The sequence below is a fragment of the Salmonella sp. 741265073_HBA genome (genome assembly GCF_046569105.1).
GTDB classification, from domain to species: Bacteria; Pseudomonadota; Gammaproteobacteria; order Enterobacterales; family Enterobacteriaceae; genus Salmonella; species Salmonella enterica.
This window is the reverse complement of record NZ_JBKFRY010000006.1, coordinates 56,291-74,778: the sequence shown is the minus strand read 5'-3', so window position 1 is coordinate 74,778 and position 18,488 is coordinate 56,291. Positions and strand designations below refer to the sequence as shown.

The window sequence follows — 18,488 nt, the reverse complement described above, 5'->3', positions numbered from 1 at the left end:
CGTTACTGTGCGCGAATAAAACTGCCGTCAGGCTGACGCGTAAACAGCACCTGTTGGCCGTTATCGCCATCTATCGTTAAACCTGTCACCACCCCGCTGGCATTCTGGCGAATTTTAATCATTTGACCATTTTTGAGATTACTCAGCGGCTTGCCAGCGCCTTCTACCTGCGCCATTGCATAAACGTCTGTTGGGGGCAGTCCGTGGTCACGGAACAGTTGCGCCAGAGTTTTACCAGGCTCTACCCGGTACGAGCGCCACTGTTGACCGATGCCGCTATCCTGCTGGAAAGGCTGCGTCTGCGGCTGGTTTTGTTCTTCCGGCTGGCCTTCCTGGATAGGTTCCGGCGCAACGGGCGCCACCTGATCCGGATCGTTTTGCGGCGCGACCAGTTGCGCCTGAAGCTGGGCCTCCGTCGGCGGCTGTGATTGCGATTGCAGATCCAATTGCGCTTCCCGCGTGACGACAGGCGAGTCGCTGGTCTCGCTGGCGGGCAGCAGGAAACCAATCACCAGCACGATAGCGGCAATGATAATGCCACGACGATGCATAGGCGGCAGCGGTTCCATGATGCGAAAATTATCCGGCGCGTGCCAGATTTTCGCCAGGGTTGGTTTTAATTCAAAGCGCCCGGGCATGGTTTACCTCCTGCTCCGCATCTCGTTCCTTAATCATAGAGTATAGATGGCTAACGCTATGATACTGGTAGTGCTATCCGCTTTCGTGACATCAATACGGATAATCTATTGTTTCTTTTTCCCTGCGATTTGTCATCCTCCCTGAGACAAAGTTTTACCAGAAGAAGCGTGGCTGTTATGCTGCCCGCTACTTTTTTGATATCCGATGAAGGAAAAATAATGTCCACCCCGACTTTTGACACTATTGAAGCGCAAGCGAGCTACGGCATTGGTTTGCAGGTAGGGCAGCAGCTCAGCGAATCCGGTCTTGAAGGGCTGTTGCCTGAAGCGCTGGTTGCTGGCATTGCTGATGCGCTGGAAGGTAAACACCCGGCGGTTCCTGTTGATGTGGTGCATCGTGCGCTGCGTGAAATTCATGAGCGTGCGGACACGGTGCGTCGTGAGCGTTTCAAAGCGATGGCGGCCGAAGGCGTGAAATATCTGGAAGAAAACCGCGGAAAAGACGGTGTGAACAGTACTGAATCTGGTTTACAGTTCCGCGTTCTGACGCAGGGCGAAGGCGCGATTCCGGCGCGTACCGACCGCGTACGCGTGCATTACACCGGTAAGCTTATTGATGGCACCGTATTTGACAGCTCCGTCGCGCGCGGCGAACCGGCTGAATTCCCGGTAAATGGCGTGATCGCCGGCTGGATTGAAGCGCTGACTCTGATGCCGGTAGGTTCCAAATGGGAACTGACTATCCCACAGGAGCTGGCCTATGGCGAGCGTGGGGCCGGGGCATCTATTCCGCCATTCAGCACCCTGGTGTTTGAGGTGGAACTGCTGGAAATTCTCTAAGCGCTCCGGGTTTGCCGGATGACGGCGTAAACGCCTTATCCGGCAACCCTGACTTCAGCAGATGCCAATATTTTATTTTGCAAATGGCGTCGTTACGTGTATTTTTGTGAGCTAATTCGCATTATCAAAGTGATATAACACTCATTTTAAACATAAAATTAACATTGTATTTGAATCTTAGTATTCATCCCGCCGATTCTTACCTAATATCGATGAGTCCTGATAACAGGATCGTCGTATCATAGACCAAAGGCCGTAGAGCCCGCACAACACAGACAGGTACAGGAAGAAAAACATGGTAGATCAGGTAAAAGTCGCAGCCGACGAACAGGCTCCGGCTGAACAGTCGCTACGGCGCAATCTTACAAACCGTCATATACAGCTTATCGCTATTGGCGGCGCTATTGGTACCGGTCTGTTTATGGGATCGGGTAAAACGATCAGTCTCGCCGGACCGTCGATCATTTTTGTGTATATGATCATCGGTTTTATGCTTTTTTTCGTGATGCGCGCCATGGGGGAATTGCTGCTCTCGAATCTGGAATATAAATCGTTTAGCGATTTTGCTTCCGACCTGCTTGGCCCCTGGGCGGGATATTTCACCGGCTGGACGTACTGGTTTTGCTGGGTAGTGACCGGTATGGCTGACGTGGTGGCGATTACCGCCTACGCGCAGTTCTGGTTTCCCGGCCTTTCCGATTGGGTCGCCTCGCTGGCGGTAGTGATCCTGCTGCTAAGCCTCAACCTCGCCACCGTTAAAATGTTTGGTGAAATGGAATTTTGGTTTGCTATGGTCAAAATCGTCGCCATTGTGGCGTTGATTGTGGTCGGGCTGGTCATGATTGCGATGCACTTTAAATCGCCGACCGGCGTTGAAGCGTCTTTCGCGCATCTGTGGAATGACGGCGGCTGGTTCCCGAAAGGTATTAGCGGGTTCTTTGCCGGTTTCCAGATTGCGGTATTCGCCTTCGTGGGCATTGAGCTGGTCGGTACTACCGCCGCAGAAACTAAAGATCCGGAAAAATCGCTGCCGCGCGCGATTAACTCAATACCGATCCGTATCATCATGTTCTACGTCTTTGCGCTGATTGTCATTATGTCGGTGACGCCGTGGAGTTCCGTGGTGCCGGATAAGAGCCCGTTTGTTGAGCTGTTTGTACTGGTGGGTCTGCCTGCCGCCGCGAGCGTGATCAACTTTGTCGTGCTGACCTCGGCGGCGTCTTCCGCCAACAGCGGCGTCTTCTCGACCAGCCGTATGCTGTTTGGCCTGGCGCAAGAAGGCGTGGCGCCAAAAGCGTTCGCTAAGCTATCGAAACGCGCGGTACCGGCGAAAGGCCTGACCTTCTCCTGTATCTGCCTGCTGGGCGGCGTGGTTATGCTGATGGTCAACCCGAGCGTGATTGGCGCATTCACCATGATCACTACGGTTTCGGCCATCCTGTTTATGTTTGTCTGGACCATCATTCTGTGTTCATACCTGGTGTACCGCAAAAAGCGTCCCCATCTGCATGAAAAATCCATCTATAAGATGCCGCTCGGTAAGCTGATGTGCTGGGTCTGCATGGCGTTCTTTGCATTCGTACTGGTATTGCTGACGCTGGAAGACGATACGCGCCAGGCGCTGATCGTGACGCCGCTGTGGTTTATCACGTTGGGTCTGGGCTGGCTGTTGATAGGTAAGAAACGGATGGCGGGAATGCGTTAATTGTTTTGCCCGGTGGCGCTGGCGCTTACCGGGCTTACAGCGTAGCGTTGATTTGTAGGCCGGATAAGGCGCCGTTTACAGCCGCCATCCGGCAAAATGCCTGGCTGGCGATTATTCCCCGGCCAGCGCGCGTGGGAACAGCACGTTATTCTCCAGGCTGATGTGCTCCATCAGATCATCAATCATCTCATTAATGCCGTTATACATCGCTTTCCAGGTGGTGCAGGCTTCTGGCGGCGGCGTTACATTTTGGGTGACGTGTTTGATGACGTCTACCAGCTCTCCCGCCTCGTCATGCTCGCTTTCCATTACGCTTATCGGGCCCGTTGCCTGGCGACCCATACCCTGTTTAATCATTGGGAACAGGATCTGTTCTTCTTTCATCATATGGCTGGAAAGCTCTTCATGCAGCGCGGTGAGATATTTTGTCAGGCCGCGTGGGACGTTTGGCTTATCCGCGTGGACGCGTTCCACTTTGGTTGCCTGCAGGATAAGCTCCGGCAGTTGTTCGCGGTGTCGGTCATGATAGCGCACAACGATATGGTCAATAATGTCCGCCAGCGGAACGGCGCGCCAGTCTTTTTCGATGGGCTGTTCAGCCAATTGCGCCAGTTGCGCTTCTATGATGTCAATATCGACGTCGTGACGCGCGGCGGCGCGCGCCAGCGTCTGTTTTCCGCCGCAGCAGTAATCCATATCGTACTGGCGAAACAGCGCCGATGCGCGGGGAATAGAGAGCGCCAGTTCGCCTAAAGGTTGATCGCGATAAGCCATAGCCGTTACCTCATTTGCAATAATATAAGTTGTATTTTAAATGCATCTTTAAGGCGAGGCTATAACTCTTTCGGGGTGCGTATAATTTAAGCCAGTATGAAATTAGCGTTCCGTGACCGGAACGACGGTCGCTTTTTCCGGTTTCGCTCTCACGGCAATGACCACGCCCGCCACCAGGAGCGCAATGCCGCTTAACGTCAGGAATGGCGGGATTTCCTGGCGCAGAATGAAGGTATAGAGCAGTCCCGCCAACGTCTCAAAAACAATCAGCGGCCCTAAAATAACGGTTGGCAATTTTTGGCTGGCGATATTCCAGCACAGCGCGCCCACCCAGGAACACAGCACCGCGATGGCGATCATCAGACCGATAAACAGCGCGGGATGCGGGCCAAAGGGCAGGGTAAACAACGGTTTCTGGATACTCAGCCACAGACAGACCGCCGCATAGCCGATTAACGAGACCGGCAGCGTAACCAGCGCCTGCGCCGTTGCCCACATCATGGGATGTTTGTCGGGATTTTCCCGCAGCCAGCGGGCGTTGCGCAGCGCATACCATGCCCAGCACGCTACGGAAATCAGCGCCAGCACAACGCCTGAACCATAGCGCCAGCCGCTAACATCGGACAATCCCTGGCTAAGTTCAGCAATATTGACGCACAGCAGGCCAAAACCGATAAGCGCCAGCGCGGGCGCTAAACGCCGCCAGGATAATCTGCCGTCTCGTTGGCTATAGAGAACGTTAGCGAAAAGCGGAATGACGACCGGCAATGTCCCGATGATCATCGTCGACACCGGCGCGCCGGTTCGCTGAATGGCGCTGGCGAGGCAGGCGTAATAGATTACATTGCCCATCAGAGTCAGCGACAGGGCGGTGGACCAGTCTTTGCGCGTCAACTGGCGTAACCGCGTGCGGCCTAACCAGGCAATCGGCAGGGCAATCAGCCCCAGCGCCAGATAGCGTCCCATTGACTGTAAGAGGGCCGGGTAATCCGGTACGATTAACGGGCCGACGAAAATCAATCCCCACATTAGCCCTGCCAGCAGGGCATATAGCACGCCGCTAATCATCAGATTCTCCTCATAAACCGTTCCGTCATTATCAGAGAAGGTCTATGAGGATGCCACATAAATTAACTAAATTTTAACACTTACAGTACGGAGCGAAGGCTTTCTGTGAGCGTCGTCGTCGGGCGACCGATGAGTTTACGCAGCGTATGGCTGTCATCAAACAGGCCGCCTTTCGCCGCGCCAGCGTCAGAATTGGCCAACATATCCGCCAGTCCGTCAGGCAGGCCTGCGCCTTTCAGCGCGGCGGCAAAATCGACTTCGCTCAGGTTCTGGTAGACGATTTTTTTTCCGCTCTGATGAGTAAGTTCATCCGCCAACTGGCTTAATGTCCAGGCGTCATCACCCGCCAGCTCGTAGACATTCCCGGCGTGACCCTCTTCACGGATGACGCGCGCGGCGGCGGCGGCATAGTCAGCGCGCATTGCGGAGGCGATTTTCCCTTCTCCCGCTGCGCCAATAAAGACGCCATGCTTCAGCGCGGCAGGGACGCTCGCCAGGTAGTTTTCCGTATACCAGCCGTTACGTAATAGCGTGTGAGGAATACCTGACTCAGCCAGCATTTTTTCCGTTTCAATATGTTCATCGGCGAGCGCCAGCGGCGATTTATCTGCATGTAGCAGGCTGGTATAGGCGATGAATTTCACCTTCGCGGCAATGGCGGCCTGAATGACGTTGCGGTGCTGCGCGGTGCGTTGTCCCACTTCGCTGGATGAAATGAGCAGCAGTTTATCAACGCCCTGTAAGGCGGTGGTCAGCGCGGCTTCGTTAGCGTAATCCGCCTGGCGAACGGTAATCCCGCGCTGACTGAGCGGGGCGGCTTTTTTCGGGTTACGGACGATCGCGATGAGGTGACTGGCGGGCGTCGTTTTTAGCAGGTTTTCAATAACGTGTTGGCCCAGTTGGCCTGTTGCGCCAGTGATAGCAATCATGGTGAACTCCTCAGTGTTGGTCTTGTGTTTTATTACGCTACCACCTAAACTTACTTTTAGTAAGTACGTACAAAAAGGTAAGTATCAATGCGCGCTCATACTCTTTCCCGGCAGTTGCGTGAAGGCAATCTCTTTGCTGAACAGTGCCCGTCCCGTGAGGTGTTAAAACATGTCACCAGTCGCTGGGGCGTACTGATTCTGGTCGCGTTACGCGACGGTACACACCGTTTTAGCGACCTGCGCCGCAAGATGGGAGGCGTGAGTGAAAAGATGCTGGCGCAGTCGTTACAGGCGCTTGAACAGGACGGATTTCTTAACCGGGTGTCATATCCAGTTGTTCCGCCGCATGTGGAGTACAGCCTGACGCCGCTTGGCGAGCAGGTGAGCGATAAAGTCGCCGCGCTGGCGGACTGGATAGAACTGAATTTGCCGCAGGTATTGGCGCAGCGGGACCGTTTATCAGATGGCGGCTAGCGCTTTATTCGGCCTGCCAGTCAGGCCGAATAAACGCAGCGCCATACGGGACTCACGTTACTTGCTCAAATCCACCTGATAAATGGCAAAACCAATATCATCGACGGCAACCTTCTTCATCGGATACTGCCCTTTCGCTTTAATGAAGGCAGCGGCTTTATCGCCTGGCGATGTTTCAAAGCGGATATCCAGCGCCGTATCGCTGTGGATTGGCGCCAGACGCCAGTTATTATCCGCCGCCGGATGGATTTCGCCCGCGCGTTTTGACTCTGCGCCAATCCATGCCGCCAGCACGGCGCGATTTTCATCCGGAGACGCAAAGGCGATATGGCTGTCGCCCGTGCCGGCAAACTTGCCGCCGTAAGCGCGATAGTTATTCGTGGCGACCAGGAACGTAGCGTTCGGGTCGACAGGCTTACCGTTAAAGGTCAGGTTTTTAATACGTTCCGCCTGCGGATTCACCATCTGACATTCGCCATCATAGCGGGCGGGCTGTGACACATCGATTTGATAATTCACGCCGTCAATGACATCGAAATTATAGGTGCGAAAGCCATCCCAATTGATCAACGATTGCGGTTTGTTGCTGTGAATATCAATCTGATTAAATTGTCCGGCAGAACATTCCAGCCACTCTTTTACCTCCTTACCGCTGGCTTTCACCACCACCAGCGTATTCGGATAGAGATAAAGATCGGCGGCGTTACGGAAGGTCAACAGGCCTTTTTCCACTTCGACAAAGCTGGCAGGATCGTTCTTACGCCCGCCAACTTTAAACGGCGCGGCGGCGGACAGCACCGGCAGTTTCGCCAGATCCGGATCGCCCTGAATAAAGTGTTCCACATACGCTTTTTGCGCGTTATTCACCACCTGTACGGTAGGATCGTCCTGCACCAGAGCAAGATAACTGTACATGTTATCGGCAGACTTGCCGATGGGCTTGCTGACAAACTCGCGGGTGGCATCGTGATCGGCTTTCAGAATATCGACCAGCTTACTGTCTTCCGCTGCCAGCGACTTTTTAGCGGCGGCGTCATAGATAGGCCGCGCTTGTGCTTTCGCCTGCGTAACCTGCCATTTGCCGCTGTCGTTATTGAGCACCAGATCGACCACTCCCAGATGGTCGCCCCACATGCCAGGCATTACCGCAGGAATGCCGTTAAGCTTACCTTTGGCGATATCCGCGCCTTTGATGTCGGCAAAATCTTTACCGGGGAAGACGGCGTGGGCGTGGCCAAACATAATCGCGTCGACGCCGGGAACTTCGCTGAGGTAATAAACCGAGTTTTCCGCCATGCTGTGGTACGGATCGGCAGAAAGGCCTGAATGAGCAATGACTACCACGATATCTGCGCCTTTCTCGCGCATTTCGGGCACATATTTCCGGGCGGTTTCCGTGATGTCATTGACGGTAACTTTGCCGCTCAGATTCGCTTTATCCCAAATCATGATTTGCGGCGGAACAAAGCCGATATAGCCGATTTTCAGGTTTTGCGGGTTGCCGTCTTTATCAATAACGTTCGTCTCTTTAATCAGATAAGGCGTAAAGAGCGGCTTTTGGGTTTTAACGTCGATAATATTGGCGTTAACATAAGGGAATTTCGCGCCGGCCAGCGCGTTATGCAGATAGTCCAGACCATAATTAAACTCATGGTTGCCGAGGTTTCCAACCGCGTAATCCAGAGTGTTGAGCGCTTTATAGACCGGGTGAACGTCACCGTCTTTGAGCCCTTTTGCCGCCATATAATCGCCCAGAGGGCTCCCCTGAATCAGGTCGCCGTTATCCACCAGCACGCTGTTTTTGACTTCATTTCGGGCGGCATGAATCAAACTTGCGGTACGTACCAATCCGAATTTTTCGGTTGCGGTATCCTTGTAATAATCGAAATCCATCATGTTGCTATGTAAATCAGTAGTTTCCATGATACGGAGATCGACGGTGGCCGCATTCACGCTGGCGGCGATCAGCGTAGCCAGAAGCGTTGCACTAAACTTAATCATCAGAGGCACCTTTTAAGAACGCAATAGAAAAGCCGGATAGTGAAAAATAGCGATGATAAACAGTGAAACCCGATATCGTTCCGACCGTCGCCAGAAGAAGGCGAAACCGCCCCATCCGGCCGATTTTTTGCGAGTGTTCACAGAAGGGTGAATCATGCCATGAAAGGTATTATCAAAACCGCAGACGGTATCACAGTTGGCGGAACCCTTAACGATCGGGTATAAGTAAAACAACGAGTTAACGCCCCCGTCATAAAGAGGTGGAGAATGTTAGAACAAGTATGCCAGCTTGCACGGAACGCGGGCGATGCCATTATGCAGGTTTATGATGGAGCCAAACCGATGGAGTACGCCCGCAAGCAGGACGATTCTCCAGTCACTGCGGCGGATATCGCCGCACATACCGTGATTCTCGAAGGGTTACGCACGCTCACGCCGGATATTCCGGTGCTTTCAGAAGAAGATCCGCCTGCCTGGGAAGTGCGCCAGCACTGGCAGCGCTACTGGCTGGTCGATCCGCTCGACGGCACCAAAGAGTTCATCAAGCGCAATGGCGAATTCACGGTCAATATCGCGCTGATTGAGCAGGGCAAACCGGTGTTGGGCGTGGTCTATGCGCCGGTGCTGAAAGTGATGTACTACGCGGCGGAAGGTAAGGCCTGGAAAGAGGAGTGCGGAGTGCGTAAGCAGATTCAGGTCCGGGATGCCCGCCCGCCGCTGGTGGTGATTAGCCGTTCGCATACGGATGATGAACTCACCGAATATCTCCAACAGCTTGGCGAACATCAGACAACTTCTATTGGTTCCTCGCTGAAATTCTGTCTTGTGGCGGAAGGCCAGGCGCAGCTTTACCCCAGATTTGGGCCGACCAGCGTCTGGGACACTGCCGCAGGTCATGCCATTGCCGTTGCAGCCGGGGCGCACGTTCACGACTGGCAGGGAAAAACGCTGGACTATACCCCTCGTGAATCGTTCCTTAACCCCGGCTTCCGGGTGACTATTTACTGAGGAGCTTATGCAGCAGGCCGACCACCTGCTGTACCTCTTGCTGGGTTAACGCGCCATCTTTCACCCATTGAACCCGACCGTCTTTGTCAAGCACAATGACGGCGGACCCCTCTTCTTTTAATTGCCAGGCGTTACGCGCCACGCCATTGCTGTCGACAATAAATTGCGACCACGGATAGAGCTTTTTATTACTTTCTATACTGCTACGCACGAACATACCGGAGCCGGGGATCGCATCATCGGTGTTCACAATTGTGGTCGTCTGGTATCTGTCATGCGGGAGCTTGGCTGATTTAATCGCTTCAATCAGCGTGGCGTTTTTTTCCTTCGCTGACGTTCGACCCGCAATGTGCAGCAGGACGCGCACTTTTCCCGCCAGCTGCGCGCTATTCCAGTTTTTATAACTAAACTCATCTTTATTCAACGTCAGTTCGCCACGGTCGGCAATGCCTACCGGCGGCACCCGTTGGTTAACTTCAAGTTTATGCGCACAAGCCATTATGGGGAGTAGCAGACACGACATCGCCAGAATTTTACGTAGGGTCATGGTCATTCCTTCTTTATTTTTTTGCAGGTGATCCGACCACTTTGGGCCGATAGTTAATCATATGTGCGATTGATGCTTTTTCCCGCAAAGGGGATGCCAGTTTGCGGGCGGGCGCACACTTCCTGTGAAAAATGAAGGCATATACTGAGAAAAATGAGCTGATGTTTAGATAATTCTGAATAACTGTAATCAAAAGGTAAATATACTTATGCACACTGGAAACGACGTAGATATGGTCTATAGTCATATGGCATTAAAATTTGCGCCTTAAAACTGTTGGGCCGATTGTGGCACCGCAAGGGCGTAATACTCTGCAGGAGACAACAATGAAAATTTTCCAACGCTACAACCCGCTACAGGTGGCGAAGTACGTGAAGATCCTGTTCCGTGGACGGTTATATATCAAGGATGTTGGCGCTTTTGAGTTCGATAAGGGTAAGATTCTTATCCCAAAAGTGAGAGACAAGCAGCACTTGTCTGTGATGTCTGAAGTTAACCGTCAGGTTATGCGTCTGCAAACTGAGATGGCGTAACCAAAAGTGCTATGCAGTAGGTTAAAAAAGTAAAAAAAAACGGCTCCTGAATCAGGAGCCGTTGATGTTTCTGGCAAACGGATTTCAGGCCGCGCTGTCTTCTTTACCTTGCGCATCGGGCAGTTTCGGTGCCGGTACGTTGCTTTTATTGTCGAGACGCGTCACCAGCAACTGATCGATACGGTAGTTGTCGATATCCACCACTTCAAACTTGTAGCCGGAAAACTTCACCGAATCAGTACGTTTTGGAATCTTGCGCAGCATAAACATCATAAAGCCGCCAATGGTTTCATAGTTGCCGGATTGCGGAAACTCATCGATATCCAGCACGCGCATGACGTCGTCAATCGGCGTGCCGCCGTCAACCAGCCAGGAATTTTCATCGCGTGCCACAATTTGCTCTTCCAGTCCCTGGCCGACCAGGTCACCCATTAGCGTGGTCATCACATCGTTCAGCGTAATGATACCGACGACCAGTGCGTATTCATTCATAATGACCGCGAAATCCTCGCCCGCCGTTTTGAAACTTTCCAGCGCCTCAGAAAGGGTCAGCGTATCCGGCACAATCAAGGTATTGCGAATTTGCACGCCGCCATTCAGCGCCATACTTTGGTTCGCCAGCACGCGGTTCAGCAGATCTTTGGAGTCTACATAGCCGATGATGTGGTCGATATCTTCATTACACACCAAAAATTTTGAGTGCGGATGTTCGGCGACCTTTTTCTTCAGGCTTTGCTCGTCTTCGTGCAGATCAAACCAGATGATACTTTCGCGCGGCGTCATGGAAGACGGTACGGTGCGGGATTCAAGTTCAAACACATTTTCAATCAGTTCGTGCTCTTGCTTGCGCAAGACGCCCGCCAGCGCGCCGGCTTCCACCACTGCGTAAATATCATCAGAAGTAATGTCGTCTTTCCGCACCATTGGAATTTTGAACAGGCGGAAGATGTTGTTTGCCATGCCGTTAAACAGCCACACCAGCGGGCGAAAAACGAACAGGCAGAAGCGCATCGGGTTGATGATACGCAAAGCCACAGCTTCTGGCGCAATCATACCGATGCGTTTCGGGGTTAAATCCGCGAACAGGATAAACAGCCCCGTCACCAGCGAGAAAGAGAGAATAAAGCTCAGCTGCTCGGAGAGTTCTGGCGACATATAGTGCGAGAAAAGGGCGGAAAAGGCGGGCGAAAATGCCGCATCGCCGACGATACCGCCAAGAATAGCGACGGCGTTCAGGCCAATTTGCACAACGGTGAAAAACATGCCGGGATTTTCCTGCATTTTCAATACGCGTTGTGCGTTGATACTGCCTTCATCAGCTAATAACTTAAGTTTAATCTTACGTGATGCGGCAAGCGAGATCTCGGAGATGGAGAAGAACGCACTTACAGCGATCAGGCAGAATATAATGAATATACTGTTTAACATATCTTATCCGGCGAAACGCCAGATCCTCGGAAGGGAAGTTTATAAATCCGTGTGGTAACGTTTAATGAAAACCGGCTCGTAGCAGTGAGCCGATAAGTTCAGGGCTAGTATAGCGTAAGCTACTGTAAAGTCGCCAGAGGGTTCATTTTCAACTCCGACAAGTTCCCCCTACGCCAGCGTCGTCACGCGTCAGGCGGCAGGCAAACGCCGATCCCGCCAATCCCGCAGTAACCGTATGGATTTTTGTGCAGATACTGTTGGTGTTCATCTTCGGCGTAGTAAAACGGCGTCGCATGGGCGATTTCCGTGGTAATAGGGCGATGGTCTCCGGCGGCGGCCATTGCCGACTGAAAGCGCTCGCGACTGGCGTGAGCAGCGGCACTCTGTTCCGGCGTTAAGGGATAAATCGCAGAACGGTATTGCGTACCGTGATCGTTACCCTGTTGCATCCCCTGCGTTGGATCGTGATTTTCCCAGAAAATCTGTAAAAGCTGCTCATAACGGATAACGGCAGGATCGTACACTATCCGTACCGCTTCGGCATGACCGGTCTGCCCGGAGCAGACTTCCCGGTAAGTTGGATTAGGCGTGTAACCGCCCGCATACCCTGCCGCGGTGCTATATACGCCGGGTAATTGCCAGAATAAACGTTCTACGCCCCAGAAACAGCCCATAGCGAAGTAGGCGATCTCCATTCCGGCAGGGACATTGGTCATAGAGTGTTCATTTACCGCATGCAGAGTGGCGATCGGCATCGGGGTGTTGCGTCCTGGTAACGCATCTGCTTGAGTAACCAGATGTTTTTTATCAAATAAACTCATGAGCTATTCTCCCGAAAGCGTTAATTGGCGTTAAGGTTGTAACGAGACGCATCTTTGCACACAATAACAACATTAATGTATCTGGATTTAACCATAAGAAATATTTGGGCAGTCGTCTGCTTTTCAATCGAAATTGTTGATTTTATGTTAAGCCGCGGAGCGGTAGTGTGATTTTTTCCAGGGGTGGGAATAGGGGATATTCAGGAGAAAATGTGCCACATATCCGTCAGTTATGTTGGGTTAGCTTACTGTGCCTGAGCAGTTCTGCGGTAGCCGCAAATGTTCGTCTGAAAGTCGAAGGGCTATCCGGAGAGCTGGAAAAAAACGTTCGCGCACAGCTCTCTACGATTCAGAGCGATGAGGTGACGCCGGATCGGCGCTTTCGCGCCCGAGTTGATGATGCGATTCGCGAAGGGCTTAAAGCGTTAGGCTATTACGAACCCACTATCAAATTCGACTTGCTTCCACCGCCTGCGAAAGGACGGCAGGTATTAATCGCCAGGGTTACGCCCGGCCAGCCGGTGTTGATTGGCGGTACAGAAGTCATTTTACGCGGCGGCGCGCGTACGGACAAAGATTATCTGGCCTTACTGAAAACGCGTCCGGCAATCGGCACGGTGCTGAACCAGGGAGACTATGACAATTTTAAGAAATCGTTAACCAGCGTGTCGCTACGTAAAGGCTATTTCGACAGCGAATTCGTTAAAAGTCAGTTGGGAATTGCTCTGGGCCGCCATCAGGCGTTTTGGGATATTGATTATGATAGCGGTGAGCGCTATCGCTTCGGACCTGTCACCTTCGAAGGTTCGCAGATTCGTGATGAATATTTACAAAATCTGTTGCCGTTTAAAGAGGGCGATGAGTACGAATCGAAAGATTTGGCGGAACTAAACCGCCGACTTTCCGCTACCGGATGGTTTAATTCTGTCGTGGTGGCGCCGGAATTTGAGAAATCGCGTAAAACAAAAATTCTGCCGTTAAAAGGCGTGGTATCGCCGCGAACCGAAAATACGATTGAAACCGGGGTGGGGTACTCCACCGACGTCGGGCCGCGCGTGAAAGCGTCGTGGAAAAAACCGTGGATGAACTCCTACGGTCATAGCCTGACCACCAGCACCAGTATTTCTGCGCCGGAACAGGTGCTGGATTTTAGTTATAAAATGCCGCTGCTGAAAAACCCGCTGGAGCAATACTATCTGGTACAGGGCGGTTTTAAACGTACCGATTTGAATGATACGGAGCAGGACTCGACCACGCTTGCCGTGTCGCGTTACTGGGACCTTTCCAGCGGTTGGCAGCGGGCGATTAACCTGCGCTGGAGTTTCGACCACTTTACCCAGGGGAACGTCACCAATACCACCATGCTGTTCTACCCGGGCGTGATGATCAGCCGAACCCGCTCGCGAGGGGGGCTGATGCCAACCTGGGGCGATTCGCAGCGCTACTCGGTAGACTATTCGAATACGGCCTGGGGCTCCGACGTGGATTTCTCCGTACTGCAGGCGCAAAACGTCTGGATTCGGACTTTGTACGATCGCCACCGTTTTGTGATGCGCGCCAATTTGGGCTGGATAGAAACCGGTGATTTCGACAAAGTTCCGCCGGATTTACGTTTCTTCGCCGGGGGCGACCGCAGTATTCGCGGCTATAAATACAAATCTATTTCGCCTAAAGACAGCGACGGCAATCTTAAAGGCGCCTCAAAACTGGCAACCGGATCGCTGGAGTACCAGTATAACGTCACCGGCAAATGGTGGGGGGCAGTGTTTGTCGATAGCGGCGAGGCGGTGAGTGATATTCGCCGTAGCGATTTTAAAACCGGGACCGGGGTCGGCGTGCGCTGGGCGTCGCCGGTTGGGCCTGTCAAACTCGATTTTGCCGTACCGGTCGGCGACAAAGACGAACACGGTTTACAGTTTTATATCGGTCTGGGGCCTGAATTATGAGTTTATGGAAGAAAATAAGCCTCGGCGTGTTGATTTTCATTGTGGTGTTACTGGCGAGCGTTGCGTTTCTGGTCGGGACGACGACGGGGCTGCATCTGGTATTCAGTGCGGCGAACCGCTGGGTGCCGGGGCTGGAGATTGGGCAGGTCACCGGCGGCTGGCGGGACTTATCGTTAAAAAATATCCGCTATGAGCAGCCGGGCGTTGCGGTGAATGCGGGCGAAATTCATCTGGCCGTCGGGCTTGATTGCCTGTGGCGCAGTAGCCTGTGCGTCAATGATCTGGCGTTAAAAGACATTAATGTCGCTATCGACAGCAAAAAAATGCCGCCTTCCGAACCGGCGCAAGAAGAGGAAGAAAGCGGACCGCTGAACCTCTCCACCCCCTGGCCCATCACGCTGTCGCGCGTGGCGCTGAATAACATCAATATCAAGATTGATGACACTACCGTTTCGGTGCTGGATTTTACCTCCGGGCTGGCATGGCAGGAGAAAAACCTGACCCTGAAACCGACGCGGCTTCAGGGATTGCTGATTGCGCTGCCGAAGGTCGCTGACGTGGCGCAGGAAGAGGTGGTTGAACCCAAAATCGAGAAACCTCAACCGGATGAAAAGCCGCTTGGCGAAACGCTAAAAGATCTGTTTGCAAAACCGGTAATGCCGGAGATGACCGATGTTCACCTGCCGCTCAATCTGAATATCGAGTCATTTCGCGGCGAGCAGCTACGTATCACCGGCGATACCGATCTGACGGTGCGCACGATGCTGCTTAAAGTCAGCAGTATCGACGGTAATATGAAGCTGGATACTCTGGATATCGACGCCAACCAGGGCACGGTGAAAGCCTCCGGTACGGCGCAGCTCGCCAATAACTGGCCGGTCGATATTACGCTCAACAGTACGCTGAATATCGATCCGCTAAAGGGTGAAAAGATAAAACTCAAGGTCGGCGGCGCGTTACGCGAACAACTGGAGGTCGGGGTGAACCTTTCCGGGCCGATGGATGTCGCGCTTCGCGCCCAGACGCGGCTGGCGGAGGCCGGTTTACCGCTCAATCTTGAAGTCGTCAGCCAACGCATTGCCTGGCCATTGACGGGTGATACCCAGTTTCAGGCTGACGATCTGAAGCTCAAACTGAGCGGTAAGATGACCGACTATACGTTGTCGATGCGAACCGCCGTGAAAGGACAAGATATTCCGCCGGCGACCATCACGCTGGATGCCAAAGGGAATGAGCGGCAGATTAATCTCGATAAACTCACCGTCGCCGCTCTGGAGGGAAAAACCGAACTGAAAGCGCTGGTGGACTGGCAGCAGGCGATTAGCTGGCGTGGCGAACTGACGCTGAATGGCATCAATACCGCTAAAGAGATCCCGGACTGGCCCGCGAAGCTTAACGGCGTCATGAAAACCAAAGGCAGCCTCTACGGCGGCACCTGGCAGATGGATGTCCCGGAGCTCAAGCTGACCGGCAATGTGAAGCAGAACAGCGTTAACGTCAACGGGACGCTAAAGGGCAACAGCTACATGCAGTGGACGATCCCGGGGCTGCACCTTGCGCTGGGCCCAAACAGCGCCGATATAAAAGGCGAGCTTGGCGTTAAGGAGCTGAATCTTGACGCCGCCATCGATGCGCCAGGGCTGGATAATGCGCTGCCAGGGCTGGGCGGCATGGCAAAAGGAATCGTTAAAGTCCGCGGTACGGTAGAAGCGCCGCAGCTGTTGGCGGATATCACCGCCCGCGGCTTGCGCTGGCAGGAGCTGTCTGTCGCCCAGGCGCGCATTGAGGGCGATATTAAATCCACCGATCAGATAGCGGGCCATCTCAACGTTCGCGTAGAGCGGATTTCGCAGCCCGACGTTAACATCAATCTGGTGACGCTTGACGCCAAAGGCAGCGAGAAGCAGCATCAGCTACAGCTCCGTGTTCAGGGAGAACCGGTATCCGGTCAACTCTCCCTGACAGGCAGTTTTGATCGCGAGGCGGCGCGCTGGAAAGGGACGTTAAGCGACACCCGTTTCCAGACGCCAGTGGGGCCATGGTCGTTGACCCGCGCGATTGCGCTGGACTACCGTAATAAAGAACAGAAAATCAGTATCGGGCCGCATTGTTGGCTGAACCCGAACGCCGAGCTGTGCGTACCGCAAACCATTGATGCGGGCGCCGCAGGACGGGCGGTGGTCAATCTCAACCGCTTTGATCTGGCGATGCTGAAGCCATTTATGCCTGATACCACTCAGGCCAGAGGGGTCTTTAGCGGGAAAGCGGACGTGTCGTGGGATACCACCCAGGAGGGATTGCCGCAGGGGAAGGTCACGCTTTCCGGTCGTAACGTGAAGGTCACGCAGACCGTCAATGACGCGCCGTTACCGGTCGCGTTTGAGACGCTGAACCTCAGCGCCGAACTGCATAATAATCGCGCCGAGCTGGGATGGCTGATTCGCCTGACGAACAATGGTCAATTCGATGGCCAGGTGCAGGTAACCGATCCTCAGGGGCGGCGCAATCTCGGCGGTAACGTCAACATGCGCAATCTCAATCTGGCGATGGTCAACCCTGTCTTTTCGCGCGGCGAAAAAGCGGCGGGAATGTTAAACGCCAGGCTACGTCTGGGCGGCGATGTGCAAAGCCCGCAGTTGTTTGGTCAGTTGCAGCTTAGCGCGCTGGATATTGACGGTAATTTTATGCCGTTTGAGATGCAGCCGAGCCAGCTCACCATGAACTTTAGCGGTACGCGTTCGACGCTCGCCGGTATCGTGCGAACACAACAAGGGCAAATTAACCTGAACGGTAACGCCGACTGGAGCCAGATTGACAACTGGCGCGCGCGGGTGACGGCGAAAGGCAGCCGGGTGCGGATTACCGTTCCGCCGATGGTGCGCCTGGATGTCTCGCCGGATGTGGTCTTTGACGCGACGCCTTCGCTGTTCACGTTGGATGGGCGTGTGGACGTTCCGTGGGCGCGAATTGTGGTGCACGACCTGCCGGAGAGCGCGGTTGGCGTCTCCAGCGATGTGGTTATGCTCAATAATGACCTGCAACCAGAAACGCCGCAGACAGCGTCTATTCCCATCAACAGTAATCTGACGGTCCACGTCGGCAACAACGTGCGCATCGACGCCTTCGGGCTTAAAGCGCGTTTGACCGGCGATTTGAAAGTCGCGCAGGATAAGCAGGGGCTGGGGCTGAATGGTCAAATCAATATTCCTGACGGCCGATTCCGCGCCTACGGCCAGGACCTGCTTGTCCGTAAAGGCGAGCTGCTGTTCTCCGGCCCGCCGGATCAGCCGCTGCTCAATATCGAAGCGATCCGTAACCCTGACGCCACCGAAGACGATGTCATTGCGGGCGTGCGTGTCACAGGCACTGCTGATGAACCCAAAGCGGAAATCTTCTCCGATCCGGCGATGCCGCAGGCTGAAGCGCTTTCTTATCTGCTGCGTGGGCAGGGGTTGGACAGCAATCAGAGTGATAGCGCAGCAATGACTTCCATGCTTATTGGCCTGGGGGTTGCGCAAAGTGGTCAGGTTGTGGGTAAAATCGGAGAGACATTCGGTGTAAGTAATCTGGCGCTGGACACGCAAGGGGTGGGCGATTCGTCCCAGGTTGTGGTCAGCGGCTATGTACTGCCGGGTCTACAGGTGAAGTATGGTGTAGGGATATTTGACTCTCTGGCGACGCTCACGTTACGTTATCGCCTGATGCCTAAGCTATATCTGGAAGCAGTGTCTGGCGTAGATCAGGCACTTGATTTGCTCTATCAGTTTGAGTTTTAG

Annotated in this window: 15 protein-coding genes; 7 read left to right on the top strand and 8 right to left on the bottom strand. The window is 53.6% G+C overall.

The window, feature by feature from the left end; translation table 11 throughout:
- Positions 1–2: 2 nt before the first annotated feature.
- Complete coding sequence (locus ACLD3P_RS10565) at positions 3–638, bottom strand: OapA family protein (protein ID WP_001119446.1); 636 nt, start codon at positions 636–638, stop codon at positions 3–5.
- A gap of 219 nt (positions 639–857) precedes the next feature.
- Between ACLD3P_RS10565 and fklB the strand changes: the two genes are divergently transcribed.
- Together fklB and cycA are read left to right on the top strand one after the other, a co-directional pair.
- Complete coding sequence (fklB, locus tag ACLD3P_RS10560) at positions 858–1,478, top strand: FKBP-type peptidyl-prolyl cis-trans isomerase (RefSeq protein WP_411006517.1); 621 nt, start codon at positions 858–860, stop codon at positions 1,476–1,478.
- A gap of 295 nt (positions 1,479–1,773) precedes the next feature.
- Positions 1,774–3,183: a D-serine/D-alanine/glycine transporter gene (gene cycA, locus ACLD3P_RS10555; RefSeq protein ID WP_000228323.1), complete on the top strand. Its 1,410-nt coding sequence runs from the start codon at positions 1,774–1,776 to the stop codon at positions 3,181–3,183.
- A gap of 111 nt (positions 3,184–3,294) precedes the next feature.
- Here cycA and ytfE read toward each other — a convergent pair whose 3' ends face one another.
- The 3 genes from ytfE to ACLD3P_RS10540 all read right to left on the bottom strand — a co-directional run bounded on the left by ytfE (position 3,295) and on the right by ACLD3P_RS10540 (position 5,954).
- A complete protein-coding gene (gene ytfE / locus ACLD3P_RS10550) occupies positions 3,295–3,957 on the bottom strand; it encodes an iron-sulfur cluster repair protein YtfE (protein WP_000331471.1) in 663 nt (220 codons plus the stop codon).
- A gap of 102 nt (positions 3,958–4,059) precedes the next feature.
- The gene (locus tag ACLD3P_RS10545) at positions 4,060–5,025 is read right to left on the bottom strand and encodes a DMT family transporter (protein WP_080094982.1); all 966 of its coding nucleotides are present in this window, start codon (positions 5,023–5,025) and stop codon (positions 4,060–4,062) included.
- 80 nt (positions 5,026–5,105) lie between these two features.
- Complete coding sequence (locus ACLD3P_RS10540; protein ID WP_411006516.1) at positions 5,106–5,954, bottom strand: SDR family oxidoreductase; 849 nt, start codon at positions 5,952–5,954, stop codon at positions 5,106–5,108.
- 87 nt (positions 5,955–6,041) lie between these two features.
- On the opposite strand from ACLD3P_RS10540, the gene ACLD3P_RS10535 reads away from it, so the two are divergent.
- Positions 6,042–6,428: a winged helix-turn-helix transcriptional regulator gene (locus ACLD3P_RS10535; RefSeq protein ID WP_001201295.1), complete on the top strand. Its 387-nt coding sequence runs from the start codon at positions 6,042–6,044 to the stop codon at positions 6,426–6,428.
- 57 nt (positions 6,429–6,485) lie between these two features.
- On the opposite strand, the gene ACLD3P_RS10530 is transcribed toward ACLD3P_RS10535, so the two are convergent.
- Positions 6,486–8,429 carry a 2',3'-cyclic-nucleotide 2'-phosphodiesterase/3'-nucleotidase gene (locus tag ACLD3P_RS10530; RefSeq protein ID WP_411006515.1) on the bottom strand — a complete coding sequence of 648 codons (1,944 nt, stop codon included), beginning with the start codon at positions 8,427–8,429 and terminating at the stop codon, positions 6,486–6,488.
- 267 nt (positions 8,430–8,696) lie between these two features.
- On the opposite strand from ACLD3P_RS10530, the gene cysQ reads away from it, so the two are divergent.
- Positions 8,697–9,437: a 3'(2'),5'-bisphosphate nucleotidase CysQ gene (gene cysQ, locus ACLD3P_RS10525; RefSeq protein ID WP_000893398.1), complete on the top strand. Its 741-nt coding sequence runs from the start codon at positions 8,697–8,699 to the stop codon at positions 9,435–9,437.
- Here the strand turns inward: cysQ and ACLD3P_RS10520 are convergent.
- Positions 9,427–9,984, bottom strand: coding sequence for a YtfJ family protein (locus ACLD3P_RS10520; RefSeq protein ID WP_411006514.1), 558 nt, complete (start codon positions 9,982–9,984; stop codon positions 9,427–9,429). The two genes, cysQ and ACLD3P_RS10520, sit on opposite strands and share 11 nt — an antisense overlap.
- A gap of 326 nt (positions 9,985–10,310) precedes the next feature.
- Here ACLD3P_RS10520 and ACLD3P_RS10515 point away from each other — a divergent pair, with 326 nt between their 5' ends.
- Positions 10,311–10,517 carry a DUF1107 domain-containing protein gene (locus tag ACLD3P_RS10515; RefSeq protein WP_000689229.1) on the top strand — a complete coding sequence of 69 codons (207 nt, stop codon included), beginning with the start codon at positions 10,311–10,313 and terminating at the stop codon, positions 10,515–10,517.
- A gap of 84 nt (positions 10,518–10,601) precedes the next feature.
- Here ACLD3P_RS10515 and ACLD3P_RS10510 read toward each other — a convergent pair whose 3' ends face one another.
- Both ACLD3P_RS10510 and msrA read right to left on the bottom strand, forming a co-directional pair.
- Positions 10,602–11,945: a hemolysin family protein gene (locus ACLD3P_RS10510; RefSeq protein WP_000934970.1), complete on the bottom strand. Its 1,344-nt coding sequence runs from the start codon at positions 11,943–11,945 to the stop codon at positions 10,602–10,604.
- A gap of 182 nt (positions 11,946–12,127) precedes the next feature.
- Positions 12,128–12,766, bottom strand: a complete 639-nt coding sequence (msrA, locus tag ACLD3P_RS10505; protein ID WP_058214793.1) for a peptide-methionine (S)-S-oxide reductase MsrA — start codon at positions 12,764–12,766, stop codon at positions 12,128–12,130.
- Positions 12,767–12,978: 212 nt separating this feature from the next.
- Here msrA and tamA point away from each other — a divergent pair, with 212 nt between their 5' ends.
- Entirely contained in the window at positions 12,979–14,712 is a 1,734-nt protein-coding gene (tamA, locus tag ACLD3P_RS10500; RefSeq protein ID WP_001120237.1) for an autotransporter assembly complex protein TamA, read from the top strand.
- Positions 14,709–18,488, top strand: a complete 3,780-nt coding sequence (tamB, locus tag ACLD3P_RS10495; RefSeq protein WP_411006513.1) for an autotransporter assembly complex protein TamB — start codon at positions 14,709–14,711, stop codon at positions 18,486–18,488. Before tamA ends, tamB begins: the two co-directional genes overlap by 4 nt.

What these genes read in the sequence shown, in the direction of transcription:
- ACLD3P_RS10565 (WP_001119446.1), bottom strand. Translation starts at nt 638, where the DNA reads ATGCCCGGGCGCTTTGAATTAAAACCAACCCTGGCGAAAATCTGGCAC.
- fklB (WP_411006517.1), top strand. Translation starts at nt 858, where the DNA reads ATGTCCACCCCGACTTTTGACACTATTGAAGCGCAAGCGAGCTACGGC.
- cycA (WP_000228323.1), top strand. Translation starts at nt 1,774, where the DNA reads ATGGTAGATCAGGTAAAAGTCGCAGCCGACGAACAGGCTCCGGCTGAA.
- ytfE (WP_000331471.1), bottom strand. Translation starts at nt 3,957, where the DNA reads ATGGCTTATCGCGATCAACCTTTAGGCGAACTGGCGCTCTCTATTCCC.
- ACLD3P_RS10545 (WP_080094982.1), bottom strand. Translation starts at nt 5,025, where the DNA reads ATGATTAGCGGCGTGCTATATGCCCTGCTGGCAGGGCTAATGTGGGGA.
- ACLD3P_RS10540 (WP_411006516.1), bottom strand. Translation starts at nt 5,954, where the DNA reads ATGATTGCTATCACTGGCGCAACAGGCCAACTGGGCCAACACGTTATT.
- ACLD3P_RS10535 (WP_001201295.1), top strand. Translation starts at nt 6,042, where the DNA reads ATGCGCGCTCATACTCTTTCCCGGCAGTTGCGTGAAGGCAATCTCTTT.
- ACLD3P_RS10530 (WP_411006515.1), bottom strand. Translation starts at nt 8,429, where the DNA reads ATGATTAAGTTTAGTGCAACGCTTCTGGCTACGCTGATCGCCGCCAGC.
- cysQ (WP_000893398.1), top strand. Translation starts at nt 8,697, where the DNA reads ATGTTAGAACAAGTATGCCAGCTTGCACGGAACGCGGGCGATGCCATT.
- ACLD3P_RS10520 (WP_411006514.1), bottom strand. Translation starts at nt 9,984, where the DNA reads ATGACCCTACGTAAAATTCTGGCGATGTCGTGTCTGCTACTCCCCATA.
- ACLD3P_RS10515 (WP_000689229.1), top strand. Translation starts at nt 10,311, where the DNA reads ATGAAAATTTTCCAACGCTACAACCCGCTACAGGTGGCGAAGTACGTG.
- ACLD3P_RS10510 (WP_000934970.1), bottom strand. Translation starts at nt 11,945, where the DNA reads ATGTTAAACAGTATATTCATTATATTCTGCCTGATCGCTGTAAGTGCG.
- msrA (WP_058214793.1), bottom strand. Translation starts at nt 12,766, where the DNA reads ATGAGTTTATTTGATAAAAAACATCTGGTTACTCAAGCAGATGCGTTA.
- tamB (WP_411006513.1), top strand. Translation starts at nt 14,709, where the DNA reads ATGAGTTTATGGAAGAAAATAAGCCTCGGCGTGTTGATTTTCATTGTG.